Genomic DNA, 23346 nt, shown 5'->3' with positions numbered 1-23346 from the left:
GTTAGTTGGAAATCTATTCTATATATTAGACTTTATTAGTATTTATGTATTATTCGTGGGCGTCAAATCAGGTCTTGATTAAGGTCAATTTATGAATTTTTTGAATTGCGTTTACATGCTCATCCATCGGTACCAAAGTAAAATGCTTTGCCAGCTTCTTCATCACCTTATTGAAAATGAACACTTTTCTATCACTGCTTATATTCATTCCGGGGAAAAATGCCAAACTGGTGATTTGATCACCCCCGATCAAATCGAGTGGATGCAAAAGAAAGCTAGGCTCTGTTTTGGTCATTTTGCATAGAAAAATAGCAATGTTCAAATAGAGCATCATCAAGTGAATCGAGATATTACTGATGTAAAGCAGATAACTCAAATGAAACGGAATTCTAAAAACGGGCATGGTGGTCACCGGAAGCTCCAATAATTTTCTTCCTTTTTTCAAATTCCAGTAATAGGGCTTCAATTTTCTAAATCCGTCAGAGAATTTTCCGAAAATTTCCTTACGGTCCTCTTTTTCTTCTTTCGAGAGGTTGCTCGTACTAAAGTAGTAGAGTCTGGCCAACGGTCCGATTACCGTGGGTAAGGTAGAAGCGTCGTATGCATAGCCCTTTTCGGCCAGTACTTCGAGCAAGGTATTGCTCCAACTGAAGCCCGGACCTCTAAACCCGTTCGGGGCCTTGCCTGTGACTTCTGTGATAATATCGTGCGCCGTATCTATTTCGGTCTTCATCTCTTCTTTGGTATACAGGTGAAGCCAAGTTTCGTGTTTAAACGAATGATTGCCGATATCGTGGCCGGCATCGGCAATTTGCTTGAGGTATTTGTGGTTCTTTTCAAAAGCAGCATCTTGGCCGACAATGAAAAAAGTGATTTTTAAATCGAGCTCATCCAATACTTTTAATACGTGCGGTACAAAGATATCAAGGTATGAAGGATATTCTTCCCAACCCTTTTCCCCATGTATTTTCATATAAGACCACTGGTTGTCCATATCCAGCGAGAGACTTAAATAAGGCTTACTCATACTAATTGGTCAATTTTTTTGGTTTTATGTGCTTCCAGTTCCTTTGTAAAACCTTGCGCAAAATTCTTCACGTGATTGACCACCGAATTGTTGTTCAGGGTGTCGTTTACGAATTGCGAGGTATTAAGCACATAGAAATCTTTATGTTTGGTCTTTATTTTCGGAATGTTCTCCGAGTAATTCAATACCTGAAGCGGCTGCACTTTAAACGCTTTATGTATATGAGACGAAACTATGGAGCTCTGATCAAAATCAGGGTATAGTTTCGAAACGCCCTCTAGAAATATCGCTTTTAGCTCATCTTCCGATTTCTGCCAATACGGATCGGTCGAACTGATGTATTTGGGAAAATACGTCAAATGCTTGTCAGCGGTTTGATCCAGGTCGACTAGCGAGCTCATGCCGATAACCCCGGTAAAAGGAATTTCTTTATCGGCAATGTTAAGCACGTAATAGGGCGACATCGAATATTTCGTAACCAAAATCAGGCAAATTACGCCAAGGTATTCAATGGGAGTGCTGCTTTTAGAAGCTTCGAACAAGCTCTCGGCGGCAATTTTTTCGAGAACATTTAATGGTGTCGTAACAATTACTTTATCAAAGTGCTCTTCAACTCCATTATTGCGTATGGTAACACCACCATCAGCACTGGGTTTTATAGATTCTACGGTGCTATTGAGCGCAATGTTCGAACCCTTGTTGCTCAAAGATTTTTCTAGGGCGTCAAAAACGGTTTTGTATCCCCCTTTAACATAACCCATATGTTCTTTTTGGGCCGCTGAACTTCGTGCTTGAAAAAGCCTTTTGATATAGGTCCAGATAAATACGGCCGAAGCTTTTTCGTGGTTGTCACCAAGTTTGGCCAAGAGTAGGGGAGACCAGAACTTTTCATACGTCCGTTTTCCACCCATTTTGATCAGCCAGTCTTTGACCGTGATATTTTCCAATTTTTTCCAGTCATCGATTTTCGACCCGTAGAAAATGGTAAATGCCAACATCGCCTTATCCCATAAATTTAAAGCAGGAAAAAGCAAAAACTCTTTAGAGCTACTTATAGAATAGAATTTCTTTTGAACGTAGTATCCCGTGTAAGACCGCCTCCAGCACAATTCATCGGCCAGACCTAAATCTTCGATCAGGCCGATTAAATGGTTATCGGTGGGCAGTATAACATGATAGAATTTGTCCCAGATAAATGAGCCATAATCTTCATGGGTAGAAAGCCCGCCCATTTGGCTGTCACTTTCAAAAACTTTCACGGTAGCATCGTTCTTTGCGATTTCATGGGCCAAGGTAAGCCCCATAAAACCGCCTCCGACTATGCCTATTTTCATGATGCCTCAACTTTTGCCGAAGTAACGCTTTTCTGCCATTCAAAGGTTCGTTTAAGGCCTTCTTTCATTGAAACTTTAGCTTTTACGCCCAGCAGTCGTTCCGCTTTTGTGGTGTCCGGTACGCGGCGCATCACATCTTGGTATTTACGGCCCGCTGAAATTTCGTTATAGGGTATTAGCTTAATATCGGTATCTTCTGGGTTTCCTGCAATTTCACGAAGCATTTGTGCCAGTTCTAAAATGGTAATTTCTTCGTTGGCACCGATATTGAATATTTCGCCATTTGCCTCGGGCTTCATGGTAGCGGCATAAATTCCTGCAACGGTATCTTCAACAAATGTGAAGGTTCGGGTTTGTTGCCCATCCCCGTGAATCGGAATTTCTTTATTGTTCAATAGACAGTCGATAAACACCGATTGAGGTCCGCCCCACCATGATAGGTGTTGGTGAGGTCCGTAAGAACCAAAGAACCGTAATAGCACAACAGGTATACCGTAGTCTTCCATATAGGCTAAAGCTAGGTGCTCGTCGTACAGTTTAGATACTGCATATCCCCAACGGGGTACTTTCGAGTCTCCAATCACACAGTTGCCGTCTTCGACGAACGGTAAATCTGGGTTCATTCCGTAGACATCGGAGGTTGAGGCCAAAACAAACTTGCAGTTAAGCTTACGGGCAAATTCCAACATGTTCTCGCTGCCCTTGGTGTTAATTTTAAGGGTGTCTACCGCATTGCCATATCTCGGTATTTTAAAGGCGGCCAAATGAACGATAACATCAAAGTCGGTGGCGAGACCTGTTAATGTAGAATGGTCTAAGATGTCTTTTTCAATAAATTCAAATCTTTCATGGGTCAAGAATTTATGGATGTTCTCCATTCTTCCCATTGATAAATTGTCTATTCCGACAACTTCATGTCCTTCACTTAGCAGTTTGCTCAATAAATTTGAGCCTAGAAAACCGGCAACACCGGTGACAAGAATTTTTTTGTTCGTGGCAATCATTTGGTCGTGGTCTTTTTGATTACAAATTGTTAATGGTTAGTATGCAAATTAAATTTAAGCATTGATTAGGTTAATTATTGTGCTTTAAAATTTATATCGGGGGATATTCAAAGGTGAAAAGTAGTGGTAACCTCATTAAAATAAGCAATTACTAGACGAAATACATAAATATCATTTGTACTACAAAAATAGCTTATTGGGTTAAGAATTAAAATGGAATCTAGTTGAGAATACTAAACAAAAGAAAAATCACCGATTTGATAAATTACAGAACTTGAAATTGCGCAATTGCCCAAAAATTATGATTAATTTAATTAAATCGCATAAATCTGCATTTTTTGACGAAAAAACTTGAAAATCACTTGATTTTTCAAAATCGGAGAGAAAAATCATTTGTTAATAAAAAGTTAATTTTTAGGAGTGTCCATTCCTGATTTTCGTCATTATTTCGAAATAATAGGCCTTTTGTTTAACATATTCTTATCGCTTTAAGGGGTGAAATTATGTTTTATTCAACATTCAAATTTCTAGTTATTTATGTGCCGATGGGCATTCGGTTTGTCAACTTTAATTATGCTAAATTTGGCTCGCTATAAGATGAAGATTTTTAAAGTCGGCATCTTTATGAGCGACAGTTTTTTCGACGGAATTATGGGTTTGAATTTGAAAGCCGACGATAGGCAATAGAGAAAAACAAAGAACTGATTGAAATTAATGTTGCACCTAGTTTCCCCCTCCTCAGGTGCTTTGCGAAAGAGAGCTACGCAGGTGGCTTTTTTTAATGCTGTACGAGCAGCTTAAAATGTATGTAATGAGGTTAAAAGGGTCGTCTTTAATAATACCGATAGCAATAGCCATACACTTGATGATTGTGAATGGCACCTTGCTGCTATTGACCCCAGAAACTTATCTGCAGGGGCTCAACGCCTTGTACTACAATTTTTCTTGGTTGTTGATAACCAATGCGCTCAATTTCTACCCTACCAAAAGAAAAGAGAATTTTTTCACCAACATTCATAAGATGTTGAACCTCTATACGCTGTTCGGGCTAAGTTATTTTGCCATTTTCGGTTTGGGTGCGACCAAGGTTTCGGTGATATTTCATATAAAGATATTGCTTGTTATTTTCTTGCTTTTGACCATCTACCGCATACTCTTTTATTGGTCGATTAGAAGATACCGTTTCAGGGGGGGCAACTTTGTTAATGTACTGGCCATTGGTCGAGATAAAAACCTAAAAAAGATAAGAAGGGTTTTCGATGACCCGTATTTGGGGTATCGCTATAAGGGCTTTTTTGATGACAGCCCCTCGAATAGCCCGACCTATTTGGGTGAAATTTCAAACTGCTACGACTATATTATTAAAAATCAGATTGATGAGGTGTATTGTCTGGCTTCTAAATTCTCGCAAGATGAACTTCAAAAATTGATCAATTTTGCCGATAACAATTTGATCAAACTTAAAATTATACCTGACAATAAAGACGTGTTCACCAGGGCGATGAGCCTCGAGATGTTCGATGCGATCCCTGTATTGAACCTTCGTAGGGTACCTTTGGATATGGATTATGCCCGAATCGTAAAACGTATGTTCGATCTGGTCTTTTCTTCAATCGTTATCGTAGGTGTACTCTCTTGGTTGGTGCCCTTGATGTTCGTGCTTATCAAAGCAGAATCACCTGGCCCATTGTTTTTTAAGCAGAAGAGGCACGGTTTTAAAAAAAGGGTGTTTTGGTGCTATAAGTTCAGGTCGATGGCCAAAAATTCGGAATCCGATTCTAAGATGGCGACCAAAAATGATATGCGAATTACCAAAATAGGTAAGTTCATCAGAAAAACAAGTATCGACGAATTGCCTCAGTTCATCAATGTGTTCTTGGGTGAAATGAGCGTAGTCGGGCCGCGACCGCATATGGAACTTCATACCGAAGGCTATCAGGCATCGGTTGACAAGTACTTGGTACGGCATTTTGTAAAGCCGGGTATTACCGGTTTGGCACAGATAAGGGGCTATAGGGGCGAAGTAGAAAAGAAGAGTGATATACTTAACCGTATTCGGCTTGATGTACTCTATATCGAGAAATGGACCCTCTCCTTAGATTTGCGAATTATTTATAGTACTATTTATAATGTTTTTACGGGGGAAGCTAAAGCCTATTGATGATGGAACAATGGTATGTATTACAGGTAAGACCGGGCTATGAAAAAAAAGTGGCCGAGAAGTTGAAGAACTTAAAAATGGAAGTGTATTGCCCACTGTTAAAGCAGGTGCGAATATGGAGCGACCGTAAAAAAACGATAGAGACCCCATTGATCAGATCGTATGTGTTTATCAGGTGTGAAGAACAAGAAAGAACTATCGCTTTTTCGGTACCCGGGGTGGTGAGGTATCTGTTTTGGTTGGGAAAACCGGCCAAGGTACGTGATGAAGAGATTAGGGTGCTCAAAGATTGGATGGAGAATGATACGGTCGATGCCATTGCATGTTCTAGGTTGCAACCGGGAGCCCATACGACCATTCGCAAGGGGCTATGGAAAGATCAAGATGCCATAGTACGCCATTTGGGTCGTACAAGGGTTTCGTTGGTTTTGGAAGATTTGGGTATTGTTGTTAATGCCAAACTGAAAGATGTTGTATGAGAAAGGAAGTGAAAAATGTAACCGGCATCGCCACAGTGTTTTAATAATAGATAGCGTACGGAAATTTTCTTTTTCAGGAAAGTTTCCGATTTTTTTTGGTCTGAATCGGGGTTTAAACCGTAGTTAGATTGCCCTGCCGTTTGTGTGTCTTTTGTGACAGGCAACGGCGGAGCCGTACCCCGTCTGAATCAAAAAAAGACAAAATAGATAGCGTTTACGATAACAAATAATGTTTTTAAAAGTGTAGATGGCAATAGATGAGACAAATGTAATGGGCTATGAAGTGTTCAGCGGAAACCTGAATAAGGTAGATTGGTCTGCGCAAAAGTTGATTGTCAATACCATCAACCAATATTCTTATTGCATCGCCGAAGAAGATGGGGCTTTTAAAAAAGCGCTTAGGGCTTCCGATATTTTGTTGCCCGATGGGGTAGGTATCGTATGGGCCGCCAAATGGCTAAAAGGTGAAAAATTAACGAAGATTGCCGGGGCCGATTTGCACGAACATTTATTGGGTTATTTACAACATACCCAAGGCCGTTGTTTTTATATGGGGTCTTCTGTACAGGTGTTGGAAAAAATAAAGAAGCGAGTTGCCAACGACTACCCCAATGTGAAAGTGGGTACCTATTCGCCTCCCTATAAAACAGCGTTCAGCCCTGCCGAGAATGTCGAAATCGTGAATGCCATCAATGGCTTTGGCCCAGATGTGGTCTTTGTGGGCATGACTGCCCCGAAACAAGAAAAGTGGGTATACGATAACCAGCAATTGATCGATCGGGGGATCGTTTGTTCCATTGGTGCCGTATTCGATTTTTATGCCGGTACCGTAGAACGGCCAAGTAAGGTATGGCAAAAAATGGGATTGGAATGGCTCGGTCGCTTGCTCAAGGAGCCCAAGCGTATGTGGAAGCGATATATTTATTACGGGGCTGTTTTCGGCTATCGTTTGATAAATTATAGAACGTCAAAACCAAAAAGAAATCAACCTGCTTAAGTTGTTGTTGATTAAATCGCTGCGGTAGAGCAAGCAAAATAGAAATAAATGTCTACAGCCCAAAGGGTCATTAAAAATACTGGTTTTCTCTATGCCAAGATGGCGATAACGATGTTTATCAGCCTTTATACGACCCGTTTGGTATTAAATGCGTTGGGGGCTTCCGATTTTGGTATTTTCAATGTGGTCGGTGGGGCCATAGCCATGTTGGGTTTTTTACATGCGGCCATGTCGAGTGCCACCCAGCGTTTTATGTCCTTTTACGAGGGCAAGGGCGATACGGAAAAACAGAAATATATTTTTAACGTCAGTACCGTACTGCATTTTGGCATTGCTATATTATTGATAGTGGTATTGTTGATTGCGGGCTACTTCTTTTTTAATGGTATTCTGAACATTCCGCCTGATCGAGTGTTCGCGGCCAAGGTTATTTATGGGGCTTTGATTTTAAGTACGGCCTTTACCGTTCTGAGCGTACCCTACGAAGCGGTGTTGAACGCCCATGAAAACATGCTGTATTACAGCATTGTTGGGGTGGTGGAGTCGCTTCTAAAACTGTCCGTGGCTTTGATTATAGTAAAATATGCCGGAGATAAATTGGTGTTGTACGGTATTCTTATGGCGGTAATACCCTTTGTGATCCGTACGATTATGCAGGTCTACTGTCATAAAAAGTACGAGGAATGTGTAATCGCCCCAAGAAAATATTTCGAAAAGGATTTGATGAAAGAAATGAGCAATTTTGCAGGGTGGAGTTTTTTAGGTACGACCATCAGTATGATTTCTTTTTATGGGCAGGGGGTAGTTTTAAATTTCTTTTTCGGTACTATAGTAAACGCAGCCCATGGTATCGCCAATCAGGTAAATGGTATGCTCATGGTTTTTTCTAGTAATATGCTGATGGCTTTAAATCCGGTGATTGTAAAAAAAGAGGGTAGTGGAAATCAGTTGGAAATGATCAACCTTGCAATTACTGGGAGTAAGTTTTCTTTTGCTTTGTTGGCTTTTTTTGCAGTTCCAGTCATTATTGAAATGCCTTATATATTAAAGATTTGGTTAAAGGATGTGCCTGATTATGCTATTATATTTTGTAGGTTGCTACTCATTAAAACCTTAATAGAGCAAATGGTGATTACGTTATCCACTTCTATTGCAGCCACTGGAAATATCAAACAATATCAGATTATCATTTCCTTGTTAGCCATAATACCATTAGTCGCTACCTATGCTTTTTTCTATTATGGCTACGAGCCTTACTTATTATATATAATATATATTGTTCACGTTAGCAATAGGTGTTTTGTGATATCGGTATATTTTGCGAATAAATTATGTGGTTTACCAGTAAAGCAATTTTTACTTGATGTAATCATGAAAGAAATTGGTATAGTCGCTCTAGCTGCTCTTATTCCGGTATTTCTTTATTATAGAATGGATTTTGGAGTGGTGAGATTGGTGTCTATAGGGTTGACTTATACAATTTCTTTTTGCCTTTTATTTTATTTTTTCAACCTTAACACAAAAGAAAAAGCAATTGTTACTACTTTGGTTGAAAGTGTATCGCAGAAATTACCTCGTCGATAAATAATTTGAATTATCGAAATTTAAACTTAAAAGCCGGTTCTAGATAAGTGATTTTTAAATGAAAAAGTATAACCAGCTACGGAGCCTGGAAAGTAAGAATGAAAAAAATCGACCCAAAATTAAAATTGGTTTATCAGAGACAGAGACTCACATTATACAGTTATGAATCAGTTTAGATAATTGAATAAGAAAGAAACTAAAAGTATATGGCTAGAATAGGGATAATGACCACCCAAGACGCCTTAAATAATGGTGCAATGTTACAAGCCTTTGCTTTACAAACATATTTGCAAAGTATTGGCCATGAAGTGGAGTTTATAGATTTCCGTAGAGAGAAAAAGCAAACGGTTCGTTCGTTTATCGCTAAAAACCCAAAGGTAATGTGGTATAAGTGGATGGATATGATCAATGAGGCTAGATATCGCAGAATGGGAGATTTTGGGGATTTAATTCAACGGGGGGATACCTCCTACTATAGTTTGAGGGAATTACAGCAAGATCCGCCCAAATATGATGTATACATTGCTGGAAGCGATCAGATATGGAATGTCTCTTCCCGCAACACGGTAAATCGCGTTTTTTATTTGGATTTTGGAGCCCCAGCTACCAAAAGAATATCCTATGCGGCCAGTATGGGGCAGTGCAATGTACCCCAGAGCATGGACAAAGAAATTTACGACTTGGTAAAACCCTTCGATTTTGTAAGCCTTCGAGAAATAAAGGCCGCCAACTACATTCAGGGTTTGTTCAAAGAAGAAAAACAGGTTCACCAAGTACCGGACCCTACTTTTTTATTGTCCAAGGAGTCTTATTTGCCCTTTATACTGAGCGATGATGAAAAGTGGAGTAAAGAATACATCGCTTCTTATATTTTGGTGCCGGCAAGGTTTGATCAAAGTCTCCGTGACGTTGTCGAATTGGTGGCTTCCGAAAAAGAGCTTGATTTAATCAATTTGAGAAATCCGGATACCTGTGTACGTTTGGCCAATGCCCAAAATATCATCGTAACCCCCAAAGAGTGGTTGCAATATGTCTATTACAGTAAGTTCATGATTTGCTGTTCCTTTCATGCGGTGGTATTTTCCTTAATACTCCATAAACCCTTTATAGTGGTTACCCCGTATAAAAATGAGCGCATAATCTCCTTGTTGAGTGCAGTAGGCTTAATGGACCGTATTGTCATGAATTTTGATAAAGAAATAGTTAAAAACATAATAAATACCACCATTGATTGGGAGATGGTGGATAAGGCCTTGGAACAGGAAAGGGCCAAGGGTGTTCAATTTTTAAACCTTAGCTTAAATTAAAACATGTTTTCTGTAGTTATCCCATTATACAATAAGGCCCATACCATATCCCGTACCTTGCAAACGGTATTGAATCAAACTTATACCAATTTTGAAGTGGTGGTAGTAAACGATGGCTCCACGGATAAGGGGGTAACGGTGATCCAAGAGTTTTCCAACGATCCGCGAATAAGGATTGTAGAACAGGAAAACAAAGGGGTAAGTGTGGCCCGTAACAGGGGGGTAGAAGAAAGCAAGTATGATTATATCGCTTTTTTGGATGGGGATGACGAGTGGGTGCCCACTTATTTGGAAAAGGTACGGGAAGCCATTGGCAACTTTTCTGAGGTCGGGATGTTCTGTACGGGCGGTGTGGTTACCAGCGCCAAGGAAACCATGCGGAGATTGGCAAAAAAATATAGTGGTACCATAGGAAAGGTCGATTTTTTTGAAAACCCCCATGTTTTTGTACATACCAGTGCCACCGTGGTAAGGAAGCAGGAGTTTTTCAGATCGGGCGGTTTTCCAGTAGGTATGAAACGCAATCAAGATTATGCCTGTTTTTTTTCGGTGGCCTTGGCCACACCCGTGGTATACATAGGGTACCTTTTAACCACCTATGTAGGCGATATTGCCGGGCAGGCCACCCAAACCTCCATGGTAAAAGTATTGCCCCACGTAATAAATAGGTTCAACCATGTACATGGCCATTGGCAGCAGGCCCACAATCCCAACCAGACCTATCTGGTGTTTTTAAGGTACGAATTAAGGCACATGCTATTGGGTTATCTTAAGAAAAGGGATTATAGTATTATAAAACGATTACAATCGGGATTAAACGATGATCTCATCCAAAAATTTCCTGCTTTTGAATGGAGATTGTACACCAACAAAGCCTTAAGAATAATAGGGATACTATACATCTATGTGACTAAGATACGATGGCGATTACGAGGCTACCCCTATTTAGGAGAATGAAATAGGTTGAAACAGGCCTATAATAAATGGAAATTTTAAAAAATCCGATTCCTATTGCTTTTATGAACGCAAATACAAAAAGATATGTCACTTTTTTATAAGGGAGTTAGAAAAATATATGGGCAAGTATTTGGGTCGTCCACAATGGAGTTGCCCAAAAGCGAACAAGACCCTGAGAAGGCCGCTCGCGGCATCGAGCAGCTTTTAAATGCTCATGCTCCTTGTATGATTGCCCGTTTTGGGAGTACCGAACTTAGTATGTTGGTGAATCACTTGGGGGTGAAAAACGGGGACAAAAACCTGTTGAGGTTTTTGCAGGGAAAGACCCAACCTTGGTGGTACGAGGATAACCGTATGCAGCAAATGCAAGATTGGAGCGGTTTTTTTCCGCCTACGGAGGAAAAGATTGCCCAATTCTGCGAACTGATGTTGCAAGATATGAAGCAAGTGGATATTTTGGGCAGTTGGGTGGCCAATGAACAGTATGTAGTCGATCAAATGAAGGCCCAATTGGTACATTTGCGCTTGTTGGAACCGTTTTACGCTTCCCAACCGTGGACAAGGGCCTTAAAAGGTAAAAAAGTATTGGTGGTACACCCCTTTACGGAGACCATTGCCAAACAATATAGGAAACGGGAGAAATTGTTTGCGCATCCTGATATATTGCCTGAATTTGCTTCTTTAGCTTTGATAAAGGCGGTGCAGACCTTGGGGCAAGGCAACGATGCCTTTTCTGATTGGTTCGAGGCCTTACAGTGGATGAAAGACGAGATTGACAAACAAGACTATGATGTTTGTTTAATTGGCTGTGGGGCTTATGGCTTTCCTTTGGCAGCCCATGTAAACCGTCAGGGCAAAAAGGCCGTACATATAGGGGGAGCGTTACAATTGCTCTTTGGAATTAAAGGAAAAAGATGGGAAGACCCACAGTACGGAGTACCCCAATGGGGTATTCCTGAAGGCTTTTACCCGGCTTTGATGAATGAGCATTGGGTACGGCCCGGGGAAATGGAAAAACCCAAAACTGCTGAACAAGTTGAAGGGGCCTGTTATTGGTAAGCAGCATGAGGTATTTAAAAAGAATAATATATATTCCTTTCGGAATTTGGGAGGGCCTTATGGATTTTATAAATAGGCATGCCAGAGATATTGAAAACCGTAAACGTTTCCCCAAAGCAATCATAGATAAAGGGGTTACCTTTACGCCTGATGTTGCTATCGGTGAAAGGGCTCATCTTCTGAGCGGTTGTGTAATCAATCATAGTAGTATCGGTAGTTACAGTTATATAGGTAAAAACTCCCTAATACAAAATGTAAGCTTAGGTAATTATTGTTCCATCGCGCACGAAGTAAATATGGGTTTGGGCCAACACCCTATTAATCTGGTAGGTACATCGCCTTTGTTCTATAGAAAAAATAATACGTTTAATATTTCTTTGGTAGAGCAAGATTTGGACTTTAAGGAATATGCACCCATAAAAATTGGCCATGATGTCTGGGTAGGGGCCCGGGCTATTATTATGGATGGGGTAACCGTAGGTACGGGGGCCATAGTGGCCTCGGCCGCAGTGGTGACCAAAAATGTACCGCCCTACGCCATTGTAGGCGGAGTACCGGCCAAAATCATCAAATACCGTTTTAAAGAGGGAAAAAGAGATGCACTTTTACGTTCCAAATGGTGGGAGCAGGCACCCGGAGCAGCTTTAAAAAGTATGGAAGGCCTAGATGTACCATATAAAGTTCCAGAAGTTTAATTCTAATGTGTTGAATTTGAAAAAATCTTTATGAAAATAAGCGATGTCATCCCATATTTGATGCTCATAGCTTCCATCCCTTCCATTTTGATGAGCTTGCAGTTGGATACTACGCGTTTAAACATTATTTGGTGGTCCATCTTTGCTTTTTTTTTATGGATGGTAATGCGGTATAAAAAGTACTTTTTTACCGAAAATTCCCTACCGCTCTTGATTCAGGTTTTTCTGGGAATGACATTTCTACAGGCTATTCACGGCCTATTTATGGCGCAGGGCTATTGGGACTATAAGGTATTGGTTCGCAATATATTTATATTTTCCCTGCCTCTTACTATACTTATATTTTCGTCCCCCCTCCTACTGCGAAAGACCTTACATGTATGGTTCCGCTATGCCACCCTAGGCTTTTTTTTATTATTGCCTTTAATGAACGCCCATGCCGTAGGTATGTATTGGGTGCCGTTGATGTTTATGCTGCTGTTTTTAAGTGCTTTGCCAGATGGTCAAAAAGCTTTTCTGGTTGTGCTATTGGTTGCGGTTTTAGTACTTAGTTCTTTAACATCCCGTTCCGCATTAATCAAGTATTCTGTGGCCTTGGTATTGGGGCTAAGCGTTTATACCGAGGTGTACCGTTTTAAAGAGCTATTGCGGGTAGTACATAGATGTCTTATGGTCCTCCCTTTCGTACTTTTAATTTTGGGCATGACAGGGGTTTTTAATGTTTTTAAATTGGACAAATACGCCTCGGGCCTTTCAGATGTTAATGTGACTGTGGCTGAGGGTAAGACGAAGAAAGGTTTATTGACGGCAGATACGAGAACCGAAATATACTTCGAAAATATAGCAAGTGCCCTAAAACACAATTATATATGGCAAGGGCACTCCTTGGCCCGAGGGCATGAATCCGCATTGTTTAGTGAGGTGGACATGTATGGTCGGGGTGAAAGGCCTTCATCTGAAGTTTCCATTCTAAACATCTTTACTTATTACGGCATCTTTGGGGTCTTGGTCTACTTTGGTATTTTTTATATGGCCTCCTATAAGGCCATTGTGCATTCCAACAACAAATACATGCGGGTCTTGGGGGTCTTTGTGGCCTTTCGTTGGGTCTATGCCTGGGTGGAGGATTTTAGTAGTTTTGATTTGAATTACTTATTGATTTGGATTATGATCGGGATGTGCTATTCTACTACTTTTAGGGGGATGAGTAATATCGAATTTAGGGCTTGGGTAAGGGGTATTTTATGGCAACGTAAATTAGCACTTCGTTAAAAAAACGGTAGATGGTAGGAACTATTTATAAGGCAATTCGAAAAATTATATTATCGGTTCAGAGCTTAGGGAATAAGATTGTGACTTTTATCATCCTTAAAGGGAACAATGTCAGTTTTTCCAATTTCTCTACTAATGGAGTTCCGTATATCATGGTAGCCCGTGGGGGTAAAATGTCTTTAGCCAATGATTTTTCTATGAATAACGGCATCAAAGGTAACCCCATAGGTTGTTATGATAAATGTACCTTTTTTGTGGATAAAGGAGCTGTATTACATATCGGGGAACAGGTAGGCATGTCCCAATCGGCTTTAATCTGCCATCAAAGTATAACTATAGGCAACCACGTAAAAATAGGGGGAGGTGTCAAGATATATGATACCGATTTCCATTCCTTGGACCCTAAAATTAGAGCGAGTAAAGAAGACCTTAAACATAAGGTAAAAGCACCCGTAGTCATTAAGGACCACGCGTTTATCGGGGCCTTTTCCATTATTTTAAAGGGGGTGACCATAGGTGAAAATTCCGTGGTGGGGGCTGGTTCCGTGGTCACCAAATCCATCCCTGACAACCAAATTTGGGCGGGAAACCCCGCTAAATTTATTAAGGAAATTTAGATGATTAGTATTGCAGTACTCTTAACGGTCTTTAATCGTAAAGAGAAAACCCTAAATGCGCTACAAAACTTGTATGTCCAACAGCTACAGGAAAATGTAGGTTTGGAGGTGTTTTTGGTAGACGACGGTTGTACCGACGGGACCCCGGAGGCCGTGGCCGCTGCCTTTCCCCAGGTTACCATTATTAAAAGCCCAGGCAACCTGTTTTGGAACCGTGGCATGCACCTGGCCTGGGAAACCGCCGCCCAAACCAAGAATTATGACTTTTACCTTTGGCTCAATGATGATACCTTTGTCTACCCCGATACTTTGACCCATTTGTTGAAGTGTTCCCAAGAAAAGGAGGATAAAGCCTTAATTTGTGGCTTCTTATGTTCGGAAAATGATGCCCAAAAAACGACCTATGGCGGCCGGTTTAAAAATATGTTACTCGATCCTAACGGAGAAATGCAGTTGGTAGATCGGGTAAACGGCAATGTGGTTTTGGTGCCTCAGGCAATTTACAAAGAGGCGGGGCAATTGGATCCCGTTTTTCCCCACGCCATTGGCGATTTCGACTACGGCTTGCGGGTGCAAAAAAAAGGTTTTCCCTGTTATTCTACCAAAAAATATGTCGGTACTTGCGAAAACAATCCCCAATTACCCAAATGGTGCTATGCCAGCACACCTTTAAAAGAACGTATCAAGGCCTTGTATTCCCCACTGGGAAATGCCCACCCTACATATTTTTTCAAGTATGAAAACCGGCATTTTGGAATGCTAACGGCCCTAAAACATTATATAAGCATTCATTTGCGCGTATTGTTTCCCCAATTATGGATGTAAAGACCCCCTATGTATTTCAGGTAGATTCGGAAATTGTTCAGGAAGTGTATCAACACCGAGACAATTATAAGATTGTATTCGATAAACATGCTTCGGAGCGTTCTACGGTGGCCATCTATTTTAGTAGCAACGATATTTACTACCCCAATGAGGAGCTCGTTTTTAAACAACGGATTGTAGAGAAGGATGCCTTTGAATGGTACGGCACTCGTATTAAAAACGCCTATAAACATATTTTTATCCGGGATGTCTTTAAACAATGGTATTTAAAAGGGATCAACAAAGAACTGGATTCCATCGAAAAAGTGGCTTCTTTCTTAAGAAAAGAGACCCAGGGCTGTCATATAGTTGCGTTAGGTAGTTCTTCTGGAGGCTTTGCGGCCGTGCTGTTCGGTTCTTTGCTGGGGGCCAAAAAAATAGTGTCGTTTAACGGCCAATTTGAAGTACATTCCCTTTTGAAGACTAGCAAACCTAGCACCGACCCCATTCTTTTTAGGAATAAGGATACGGCTTTGGCCAAGCAATACGATATTAAACCACTGATAAACCCCGAATCAAACATCTATTACTTTTATTCAAATGCTTCGCCTTGGGATATTACGCAAAGGGAACATGTTAGCGACTTAAATACCCTTCAGGTCATTGAATTTAAGACCGGTCATCATGGGATACCTTTTTTAAAGCGGGCTTTACCGAAAGTGATTAATCTGTCGGATGATAGATTAAAAGAATTAAGCCAACGAACACAGCAACCCGTTTGGTTTTCTATCAAAATGATCGGTTTTAAGAAAGTATTGATAGGTACGTATCTGCAATTACGAGACAAATACCAGCGTAGAAAGTAACATAAGAGAATGATATGACGCTAGCACCTATCTGTTTATTCGTTTATAATCGTTTAAAAGTGACCCAAGAAACGGTTAAGGCCTTGCAAAAGAATTATTTGGCTTCGGAAAGCGACTTGATTATTTTTTCCGATGGCCCTAAGAACGAAGCTGCCAAAAAGAAGGTGACCGCCGTACGCCAATACATACAAAGTGTTCAAGGGTTTAAGTCCGTAACCATAGTGGAAGCTCCGCAAAATAAAGGTTTGGGAACTTCAATTATAGAAGGGGTAAGTCAAACAGTTAAAACTTACGGGAGGGTGATTGTGTTGGAAGATGACCTTTATACCACCCCCAATTTTCTAGATTATATGAATCAGGCCTTGGACTTTTATCAAGACCATAATCGTATTATTTCTATCTGTGGGTATGGTCTTGAAATAAAAAGACCCAAGGACTATTCTTCGGACTTTTATCTCTATGGCCGATCCTCTTCTTGGGGTTGGGCTACATGGCAGCACCAATGGAAAACGGTCGATTGGGAGGTAAAGGATTGGGAAGCTTTTAAGGCCGATAAAAAAGCCGTTAAGGCTTTTAATTACAATGGCAGTGATATGTTCCGCATGCTCAAAAGTGTGGTGGAAGGCGGTGGCAATACCTGGGCGATACGTTTTTGCTATTCACAATTTAAACAGAAGAAATATTCCCTTATGCCTTTTGAATCCTTTGTGGAAAATGAAGGCTTTAATGTTGAGGGTACCAATACCAAATACACCTTTTCCCGCTTTAAAACTCAGATGAGTGAGGGTGAACAACGGCAATTTAAATTTGAAAAAAATATTAAAGTAAATACGCAAATTGAACAAGCTTGTTATAAATACCACAGTATTCCAATTCGTATTTATTCCAGAATCAGGTACACGCTAGGTATTTAGAAACTATTCCCCCTTATGAAACCTATTAAAAAAGTTCTATTCGTTTTGCATATACCACCACCCGTTCATGGGGCATCTGTCATGGGCAAATACATACATGATAGTGAGTTGGTAAACAATAGTTTTGATGCTAGGTTTGTTAATCTTTCCGCTTCCTCAGATTTAAAGGAAATAGGTCGATTAAGCTTCAAAAAGTTCTGGAATATGTTACTACAACTATTTACAGTACTAAAATTAATAAGAAGTTTTCAGCCGGCTGTGTGTTATTTAACGCCCAGTTCTTCGGGTATTGCTTTTTATAGAGATTACCTGTTGGTAAAGAGTATTAAATTAACGGGAGTGAAGGTCTTATTGCATTTTCATAATAAGGCACAGCGAGATTGGTTAGATAAAAAGTATAATCAACATTTGCTTAAATCTTTTTTTAAAGATGTAAAGATTATCCTTTTAGGGAAGGAGCTTTATGCTGAAAAAGTACCTTTTATCAACAAAAAAGATGTTTATTTTTTGCCTAATGGTGTTCCTGCAAAAGAAAGTAAGGCAAGTATAGTTAAAACTAATTCAATCACTCACTTTCTTTTTTTGTCCAATATGATAGAAGAAAAAGGGGTTTATATTCTTTTACAGGCTTGTCAAATAATTAAAGAGCAAAACCTGTCTTTTAAATGTGATTTTGTAGGCCAATACAAAGATGTTTCGGAAAAGGATTTTAAAACTAAGGTGCGCTCTTACGGGCTTGAACAAGAAGTTTCGTCCCATGGCCCAAAATATGGCGATCAAAAAGTAGTTTTTTTTCAAAATTCAGATGTTTTTATCTTTCCAACATTCTATCAACAAGAATGCTTGCCCTTGGTTTTGTTGGAAGCCATGGCTTACGGGCTACCTTGTATTTCTACCGATAATGGGGCTATACCATCGGTGATTACCGAGGGTGAAACGGGTTTTTGCCTGCCACAGAAGGAAGTTCAAGGATTAGCCGACCGAATGAAATGGATGATAGAAAACCCAGATAAAAGAAGAAAAATGGGAGATGCGGGTAAAAAACGCTTTGACCAAAACTTTACCATAGACAAATTTGAAAAACGGTTGGTAGAAATTATCGAGAAATTTTAAAACTTTTAAGATATGATTGACCGATTCAATACGAACAGACCAGAATACTCCCAATGTCCAATACAACCTAGAGATACCCCGGATTACTGTAGTTTTGCAAAAGAGCTTAGTGACATGGTAGACCCCATTTATTTTATGAAAAATAGAGTTATATAGGTGAATATTTACTATTTTAAGTTCTTGTCAAATTGTTAAAGATTCTTCGAAACTTAGTTGAAATTTGTGTTTTTTGATAGGAAAGTATTAGAAAAAATTAAAATCTGATGAGCAATTACCATGGGCTCATTCGAAAAAGTTATGTTTACACTTTTAAAACCCATTTGGTGCCCCATCACCACTTATATCATGCACGCATAGGATGTTAAAGGCAGCCTTAAATATTATAACAACGGTACCTATTCGGTAGTTTACGATTTAAAATTATGAGCGATAAAAGAACAAAGGAACCTATAAGACCCAATTATAACCTTTTGGAAGAAAAGCCCATTAATGTGGCCGATTTACTGTGGGCCTATTTGCGTTATTGGCCTTGGTTTCTATTGAGTATAGGTTTGGCATTGTTTGCGGCCTTTATTTATTTAAAAGTGAACAAGCCCGTTTACCGGGCCGTAGCTTCCATCATTATAGAAGACGAGAAAGGGAAGACTACCAATAGAACCACTGATGGTTATTCCGATTTAGGAATGCTGGAAGGTTTGAGTACCAGTAGTATTGAAAACGAAATAGGCTTATTGGGTTCACGCCGGTTAATGACCAATGCGGTCAAGGCCTTAGGGTTGAACTTGATATATTATACCCCAGGTGAAATTTTGGGCATAGAAGGTAACAGTTTTCCGGTAAAAGAACTCTACAAACAAACGCCCTATAAATTGCGCTTGGTTCGATTGGACGAAGCGCAACTCAGCGAGGCGATTGAGTTAGAGCAAAACGTACTGGAGGTAACCCCCTTATCGGATAACAATGTGAGCGTACAACAAGTGGAAGGTGATTATAAAAAGACACTTCAGGTAGGGGAAGTGGTCAAATTGCCCTTTGCCGAGTTTATCATTGAAGCCAATGATGATATAAAAGAAAAAAGCAATGCCGACGAAGAAGAGAATTCTAGTTTTAGGGTAAAGTTACTTCCAATAGCAGCCGTAGCCAATGGTTTAAGAAGCCAATTGCAAGCGGCTCTGGCTAATGATAATTCTACCATGATAAGCTTGGCCATAAATAATCAAGAGGCCGAAAAGGCGAAGGACGTCTTGGATCAATTGGTGTTTGAGTACAACCAAGAGGCCATTGAAGATAAAGATTTGATTGCCCGAAATACGGCCTATTTTATTGATGAGCGTTTAAAAATTATCAATAGTGAATTAGATTCTGTTGAAAGTGGGAAGGAAGAATTTAAATCGGTCAATAAATTGACTGATATACAGACCGAATCTTCCATCATCGTACAAAATGTTAGCGATTACAACAATCGTCAACAAGATATTTCCACCCAATTGGAGGTGGCCAACGCCATGATGGATCATGTGAATGACGATGATCTCAATTTATTGCCAGCCAATATGGGAGTAGGGGAATCGTCTTTGGGCCTATTCGTAGATGAATACAACCAATTGGTATTGGAGCGCAACCGCTTGCTAAAAGGGGCCACGGAAACCAACCCCTTGGTGGTCAACATGACGAACCAGCTGCGCGAAATCAAGGCCAATATTCGCCAAAGTTTGGTCAGTACCCGTTCGAATTTGCGTATTACACGAGATAACATTCGCCGTCAAGCCGGTATATTAGGGTCTCGAATCTCAGAAAAACCTTCTCAAGAACGGGAGTTTAGGGGTATTGAACGCCAACAGAACATCAAAGAATCGCTCTACTTGTTCCTTTTACAGAAAAGGGAAGAAAATTCCCTTTCCTTAGCGGCCAAGGCCCCCAAGGCCAAAATTGTAGATGAGGCCTATAACTTGGGTGCCCCTGTTTCGCCGAATACCAAAATGGTATTGGGTATGGGCTTATTAAGTGGTTTTATGTTGCCCTTCTTGATAATCACGGGCAAGCGAATTTTAAATGATAAGATCAATACGCGTGATGACATCAAGGATCGTACGGAGGTAATTCCTATTTTAGGGGAGGTGCCCCACATTATGACGGGAGAACCGACCTTGGTTTCTGCTGAAGAGCGGTCGGTACTTTCAGAATCCTTTAATATTCTCAGTGCGAACCTCAATTATATTATTTCTCAAGGGCAAAATCCGGAATCGGGTAAATGTATTTATGTGACCTCCTCCGCCCAAGGCGAAGGAAAGACCTTTACCGCGGTTAACATGGCGATGACCTTAGCCGAATTGGGTAAAAAAGTATTGTTGGTCGGGGCTGACCTAAGAAACCCGCAATTGCACCGCTACGACAAAACAAGCATTGCCGAGCAGGGCTTAAGTACCTTTTTAAACTATGATGACAAATCTATATTTGATTATATCGACGATAGTACGTTACACTCGTCTTTAAAGGTGCTGCCATCGGGACCCATACCCCCCAACCCGATTCAATTATTACGTAATGAAAAAATTGCTACAATGTTCGAGGAGCTGAAGGCAATCTATGACTATGTGATTGTCGATACGGCACCCTCCATGATTTTGGCCGATACCTTTTTGATCAGTCGCCATGCCGATTTGACCTTATACTTGGTAAGGGCCGGCAAGTCGAAGAAGAAAATAATGGAGTTTGTATTAGAATCTGAGGCCGAAGGCAAATTAGTTAATCCGATTTTCTTGTTGAACGACGTAAATATGGCCGATGCCGGTTACGGGTATAAATATGGTTATGAATACGGAGCCCAAAGTGATACTACATTTTTAGGGGCTTTTTCGGATCGAATCAAATCTATTTTCAATCAATTCAAGAACTAGCCTTTACAATTTCATAGAATGGCATTCATGATTTCACCCTAAATTCGGGCATGGATTCCATCTTGATATGGTTTGCCTAATAGGCTTTCTCTTCGCCTCTTAGTGCATTACATATGGTAAGAAAGATAATCTTTATATCAAGCCTTAGTGACCATTTTTCTACATAGAAAATATCCAACTTTGTACGGTTGAGAATATCGGCGAGTTGTACTATTTCACCTCTGTAACCCTTAATTTGAGCGAGACCGGTTATACCCGGTTTTACGAAATGCCTGACCAAATACTTGTTTACGGTGGTTTCATAATCTTCAGTATGTAGCACCATATGGGGCCGTGGCCCCACCACGCTCATATCTCCTAAAAAAACATTGATAAATTGAGGCAATTCATCAATGCTTGTTTTTCTTATGAACTTACCGACTTTCGTAATTCTATGGTCATTCTTGGTGGCCATTTTTAAATTTGCATTGTCCGAAACATGCATCGATCTAAATTTGTAGCACCAAAATATTCTTCGTTTAAACCCATGTCGTTTTTGTTTAAAAAATAAGGGTCCCCGAGATTCAAAGTTGATGAGTACGTATAGGATCGGGGTGAGCCATGACAATACCAAAACTATAACCAGCGAAGAGAAGAGAAGATCAAAAATACGTTTGACAACGCGACCATATTCAGTATCTAGAGGAACCTTTCGAAGGTTGAGTACAGGTACAGATCCAAAATTCTCTATGGTCATTGATCTTGAGAAAATATCTTTGTTATCCGGTATTATTTTTATTCGAATGAGATTATTATCGGCAAAATCGATTAGGTTCTTTAATTCTCTATGGTTGAACTTTGAAGCAGTGCAGTATACTTCGTCGATATCATTTTCGAGTAAGTAAAGAAAGCAGTCAAGTACAGGGCCCAAATAGGTTTTACTCTTTGTTTTTTTGTCATCAAAATAGCCCATATACCGATAGCCCAAGTCGGGTTCATCAAACAAGGCCCTTACCTTTTTCAGGTTTTTGTCACGACCGATGACTACCACTTTTACCGAATTGCCCCCCAATTTTCTATAATTTCTTCGAAGTGCGTAAAATATGATGCGGTATAAGGTAAGCGATGCACACAGTAGTAGGTATACCAAAAATTGAGAGCTCAGCGACTCATATATTTTACCTGTGATGCCAAACAAGGCAAAGTAGGCCAGAGCATAGATAAGGTACAGCTGTAGCATTTTGTGTACGTTGGTGATGAACATTTCATTTCTATCGGTAGGGTAGAAATTGAGTCCGTAGGTAATCAACAACCACGAAATATTATAGTGCAGTATGTGATAGGGGTTGAGGTAGGTAGTTGGTGTTAATACAAACAAAACACCATTTAATATGCTGAGATGAACCAATATAGATATTGGTATGATCAAATCAGAATTCTTTAGTGTTTTCATTAATTTTTCGGGGAATTTGCTTCTGCCTACTATAACTAATGTTCAGTATTCATCAACCATAGGTATGTACGTAATGCATTCTGTTTTTGGACTTATCCGTAGGAGTAATGCTTCTAATCGAAACTTGAATTTAATAGTTTTTACTCCGTTTTCTTACTGGCATTCATGTTGGCCTTATAGTTCTAAATAAAAGAAATTATAGATTCGTGATTTTACCCTAAATTCATGGCATGAATTCCATCTTGATTCTTTTTGCCCATCCAAAATTTGAGCAGAGCCGTACCAACAAGCATTTGGTACAGCAACTAGAAACGCTCGAAGGGGTTACCTTTCACGATCTTTACGAAAGCTACCCCGATTTTCACATCAATATTTCTTTTGAAAAAGAGCTGCTGGCCCAACACGATATCTTGGTGTGGCACCACCCGTTGTACTGGTACAGCTGTCCGCCGCTGATGAAGCAGTGGATCGACCTGGTACTCGAATACAATTGGGCCTATGGCCCCAAGGGCCAGGCCCTACAACACAAAAAGTGTTTAAACGTCATAACTACCGGGGGTTCTCGGGCGTTATACTGCGCAGAGGGCAGTAATCACTATTCGGTGAACGAGTTTTTACGCCCTTTTGAGCAGACGGCCCGACTGTGCCATATGCAATACCTGCCCCCCTTTACGGTTATGGGTACCCATCAGCTTTCTGACGAGCAGCTTACGGAAAAAAGCGAGCAATATGTACAGATGCTTAAATTTTTACAACAAGACTGTTCGCCACAAGCTATGAAAGACTGTGCCATGCTAAACGATATTTTAGAACTCAACTAAACACCT

The 23346-nt window shown here is 40.2% G+C and carries 20 protein-coding genes; 16 read left to right on the top strand and 4 right to left on the bottom strand.

Going from position 1 to position 23346, the window contains the following annotated elements:
* Window positions 1-67: 67 nt before the first annotated feature.
* From IV512_RS08615 to IV512_RS08605, 3 genes are read right to left on the bottom strand one after another with little or no spacing between them, the layout of a single operon-like run.
* Window positions 68-1027 (bottom strand): polysaccharide deacetylase family protein, encoded by a 960-nt coding sequence (locus IV512_RS08615; RefSeq protein ID WP_209402407.1) that lies wholly within the window; start codon window positions 1025-1027, stop codon window positions 68-70.
* Window positions 1024-2361, bottom strand: coding sequence for an NAD(P)/FAD-dependent oxidoreductase (locus tag IV512_RS08610; protein ID WP_209402405.1), 1338 nt, complete (start codon window positions 2359-2361; stop codon window positions 1024-1026). The genes IV512_RS08615 and IV512_RS08610 overlap by 4 nt, the downstream gene beginning before the upstream one ends.
* Window positions 2358-3365, bottom strand: a complete 1008-nt coding sequence (locus IV512_RS08605; protein ID WP_209402403.1) for an NAD(P)-dependent oxidoreductase — start codon at window positions 3363-3365, stop codon at window positions 2358-2360. Before IV512_RS08605 ends, IV512_RS08610 begins: the two co-directional genes overlap by 4 nt.
* 811 nt (window positions 3366-4176) lie before the next feature.
* Between IV512_RS08605 and IV512_RS08600 the strand changes: the two genes are divergently transcribed.
* From IV512_RS08600 to IV512_RS08530, 15 genes are all read left to right on the top strand, one after another.
* Window positions 4177-5526: an exopolysaccharide biosynthesis polyprenyl glycosylphosphotransferase gene (locus IV512_RS08600; RefSeq protein WP_209402401.1), complete on the top strand. Its 1350-nt coding sequence runs from the start codon at window positions 4177-4179 to the stop codon at window positions 5524-5526.
* The gene (locus IV512_RS08595; RefSeq protein ID WP_245224704.1) at window positions 5526-6005 is read left to right on the top strand and encodes a UpxY family transcription antiterminator; all 480 of its coding nucleotides are present in this window, start codon (window positions 5526-5528) and stop codon (window positions 6003-6005) included. Before IV512_RS08600 ends, IV512_RS08595 begins: the two co-directional genes overlap by 1 nt.
* A gap of 247 nt (window positions 6006-6252) precedes the next feature.
* Complete coding sequence (locus tag IV512_RS08590; RefSeq protein WP_209402399.1) at window positions 6253-7002, top strand: WecB/TagA/CpsF family glycosyltransferase; 750 nt, start codon at window positions 6253-6255, stop codon at window positions 7000-7002.
* Between the two features lie 48 nt (window positions 7003-7050).
* A complete protein-coding gene (locus IV512_RS08585) occupies window positions 7051-8586 on the top strand; it encodes a hypothetical protein (protein ID WP_209402397.1) in 1536 nt (511 codons plus the stop codon).
* A 206-nt stretch (window positions 8587-8792) separates the two neighbouring features.
* Complete coding sequence (locus IV512_RS08580; protein WP_209402395.1) at window positions 8793-9893, top strand: polysaccharide pyruvyl transferase family protein; 1101 nt, start codon at window positions 8793-8795, stop codon at window positions 9891-9893.
* 3 nt (window positions 9894-9896) lie between these two features.
* Entirely contained in the window at window positions 9897-10850 is a 954-nt protein-coding gene (locus IV512_RS08575; RefSeq protein WP_209402393.1) for a glycosyltransferase family 2 protein, read from the top strand.
* Between the two features lie 84 nt (window positions 10851-10934).
* Window positions 10935-11909, top strand: coding sequence for a hypothetical protein (locus IV512_RS08570; RefSeq protein ID WP_209402391.1), 975 nt, complete (start codon window positions 10935-10937; stop codon window positions 11907-11909).
* Between the two features lie 5 nt (window positions 11910-11914).
* Window positions 11915-12604, top strand: a complete 690-nt coding sequence (locus IV512_RS19865; RefSeq protein WP_245224703.1) for a CatB-related O-acetyltransferase — start codon at window positions 11915-11917, stop codon at window positions 12602-12604.
* 30 nt (window positions 12605-12634) lie between these two features.
* Window positions 12635-13876 carry a hypothetical protein gene (locus IV512_RS08560; protein WP_209402389.1) on the top strand — a complete coding sequence of 414 codons (1242 nt, stop codon included), beginning with the start codon at window positions 12635-12637 and terminating at the stop codon, window positions 13874-13876.
* Window positions 13877-13887: 11 nt separating this feature from the next.
* Complete coding sequence (locus IV512_RS08555; RefSeq protein WP_209402387.1) at window positions 13888-14493, top strand: acyltransferase; 606 nt, start codon at window positions 13888-13890, stop codon at window positions 14491-14493.
* Entirely contained in the window at window positions 14494-15318 is an 825-nt protein-coding gene (locus tag IV512_RS08550) for a glycosyltransferase family 2 protein (RefSeq protein ID WP_209402385.1), read from the top strand.
* Complete coding sequence (locus IV512_RS08545) at window positions 15309-16163, top strand: hypothetical protein (RefSeq protein ID WP_209402383.1); 855 nt, start codon at window positions 15309-15311, stop codon at window positions 16161-16163. Before IV512_RS08550 ends, IV512_RS08545 begins: the two co-directional genes overlap by 10 nt.
* A gap of 14 nt (window positions 16164-16177) precedes the next feature.
* A complete protein-coding gene (locus IV512_RS08540) occupies window positions 16178-17077 on the top strand; it encodes a glycosyltransferase (RefSeq protein WP_209402381.1) in 900 nt (299 codons plus the stop codon).
* Between the two features lie 15 nt (window positions 17078-17092).
* On the top strand, window positions 17093-18190 hold the full coding sequence (locus IV512_RS08535; protein WP_209402379.1) for a glycosyltransferase family 4 protein: 1098 nt from the start codon (window positions 17093-17095) through the stop codon (window positions 18188-18190).
* A gap of 422 nt (window positions 18191-18612) precedes the next feature.
* On the top strand, window positions 18613-21087 hold the full coding sequence (locus tag IV512_RS08530) for a polysaccharide biosynthesis tyrosine autokinase (protein ID WP_209402377.1): 2475 nt from the start codon (window positions 18613-18615) through the stop codon (window positions 21085-21087).
* Between the two features lie 76 nt (window positions 21088-21163).
* Here IV512_RS08530 and IV512_RS08525 read toward each other — a convergent pair whose 3' ends face one another.
* Complete coding sequence (locus tag IV512_RS08525) at window positions 21164-22519, bottom strand: undecaprenyl-phosphate glucose phosphotransferase (RefSeq protein WP_209402376.1); 1356 nt, start codon at window positions 22517-22519, stop codon at window positions 21164-21166.
* Between the two features lie 230 nt (window positions 22520-22749).
* Between IV512_RS08525 and IV512_RS08520 the strand changes: the two genes are divergently transcribed.
* Complete coding sequence (locus IV512_RS08520; RefSeq protein ID WP_209402374.1) at window positions 22750-23340, top strand: NAD(P)H-dependent oxidoreductase; 591 nt, start codon at window positions 22750-22752, stop codon at window positions 23338-23340.
* The last annotated feature ends 6 nt before the right edge of the window (window positions 23341-23346 follow it).

Origin of the sequence: Pseudozobellia sp. WGM2 (genome assembly GCF_017810075.1) — a bacterium.
Taxonomy (GTDB): domain Bacteria; phylum Bacteroidota; class Bacteroidia; order Flavobacteriales; family Flavobacteriaceae; genus JADNYK01.
Note: the sequence above shows the minus strand (reverse complement) of the source record. Positions and strands in the feature narration are given on the sequence as shown.

What these genes read in the sequence shown, in the direction of transcription:
- IV512_RS08615 (WP_209402407.1), bottom strand. Translation starts at nt 1,027, where the DNA reads ATGAGTAAGCCTTATTTAAGTCTCTCGCTGGATATGGACAACCAGTGG.
- IV512_RS08610 (WP_209402405.1), bottom strand. Translation starts at nt 2,361, where the DNA reads ATGAAAATAGGCATAGTCGGAGGCGGTTTTATGGGGCTTACCTTGGCC.
- IV512_RS08605 (WP_209402403.1), bottom strand. Translation starts at nt 3,365, where the DNA reads ATGATTGCCACGAACAAAAAAATTCTTGTCACCGGTGTTGCCGGTTTT.
- IV512_RS08600 (WP_209402401.1), top strand. Translation starts at nt 4,177, where the DNA reads ATGAGGTTAAAAGGGTCGTCTTTAATAATACCGATAGCAATAGCCATA.
- IV512_RS08595 (WP_245224704.1), top strand. Translation starts at nt 5,526, where the DNA reads ATGATGGAACAATGGTATGTATTACAGGTAAGACCGGGCTATGAAAAA.
- IV512_RS08590 (WP_209402399.1), top strand. Translation starts at nt 6,253, where the DNA reads ATGGCAATAGATGAGACAAATGTAATGGGCTATGAAGTGTTCAGCGGA.
- IV512_RS08585 (WP_209402397.1), top strand. Translation starts at nt 7,051, where the DNA reads ATGTCTACAGCCCAAAGGGTCATTAAAAATACTGGTTTTCTCTATGCC.
- IV512_RS08580 (WP_209402395.1), top strand. Translation starts at nt 8,793, where the DNA reads ATGGCTAGAATAGGGATAATGACCACCCAAGACGCCTTAAATAATGGT.
- IV512_RS08575 (WP_209402393.1), top strand. Translation starts at nt 9,897, where the DNA reads ATGTTTTCTGTAGTTATCCCATTATACAATAAGGCCCATACCATATCC.
- IV512_RS08570 (WP_209402391.1), top strand. Translation starts at nt 10,935, where the DNA reads ATGTCACTTTTTTATAAGGGAGTTAGAAAAATATATGGGCAAGTATTT.
- IV512_RS19865 (WP_245224703.1), top strand. Translation starts at nt 11,915, where the DNA reads ATGAGGTATTTAAAAAGAATAATATATATTCCTTTCGGAATTTGGGAG.
- IV512_RS08560 (WP_209402389.1), top strand. Translation starts at nt 12,635, where the DNA reads ATGAAAATAAGCGATGTCATCCCATATTTGATGCTCATAGCTTCCATC.
- IV512_RS08555 (WP_209402387.1), top strand. Translation starts at nt 13,888, where the DNA reads ATGGTAGGAACTATTTATAAGGCAATTCGAAAAATTATATTATCGGTT.
- IV512_RS08550 (WP_209402385.1), top strand. Translation starts at nt 14,494, where the DNA reads ATGATTAGTATTGCAGTACTCTTAACGGTCTTTAATCGTAAAGAGAAA.
- IV512_RS08545 (WP_209402383.1), top strand. Translation starts at nt 15,309, where the DNA reads ATGGATGTAAAGACCCCCTATGTATTTCAGGTAGATTCGGAAATTGTT.
- IV512_RS08540 (WP_209402381.1), top strand. Translation starts at nt 16,178, where the DNA reads ATGACGCTAGCACCTATCTGTTTATTCGTTTATAATCGTTTAAAAGTG.
- IV512_RS08535 (WP_209402379.1), top strand. Translation starts at nt 17,093, where the DNA reads ATGAAACCTATTAAAAAAGTTCTATTCGTTTTGCATATACCACCACCC.
- IV512_RS08530 (WP_209402377.1), top strand. Translation starts at nt 18,613, where the DNA reads ATGAGCGATAAAAGAACAAAGGAACCTATAAGACCCAATTATAACCTT.
- IV512_RS08525 (WP_209402376.1), bottom strand. Translation starts at nt 22,519, where the DNA reads ATGAAAACACTAAAGAATTCTGATTTGATCATACCAATATCTATATTG.
- IV512_RS08520 (WP_209402374.1), top strand. Translation starts at nt 22,750, where the DNA reads ATGAATTCCATCTTGATTCTTTTTGCCCATCCAAAATTTGAGCAGAGC.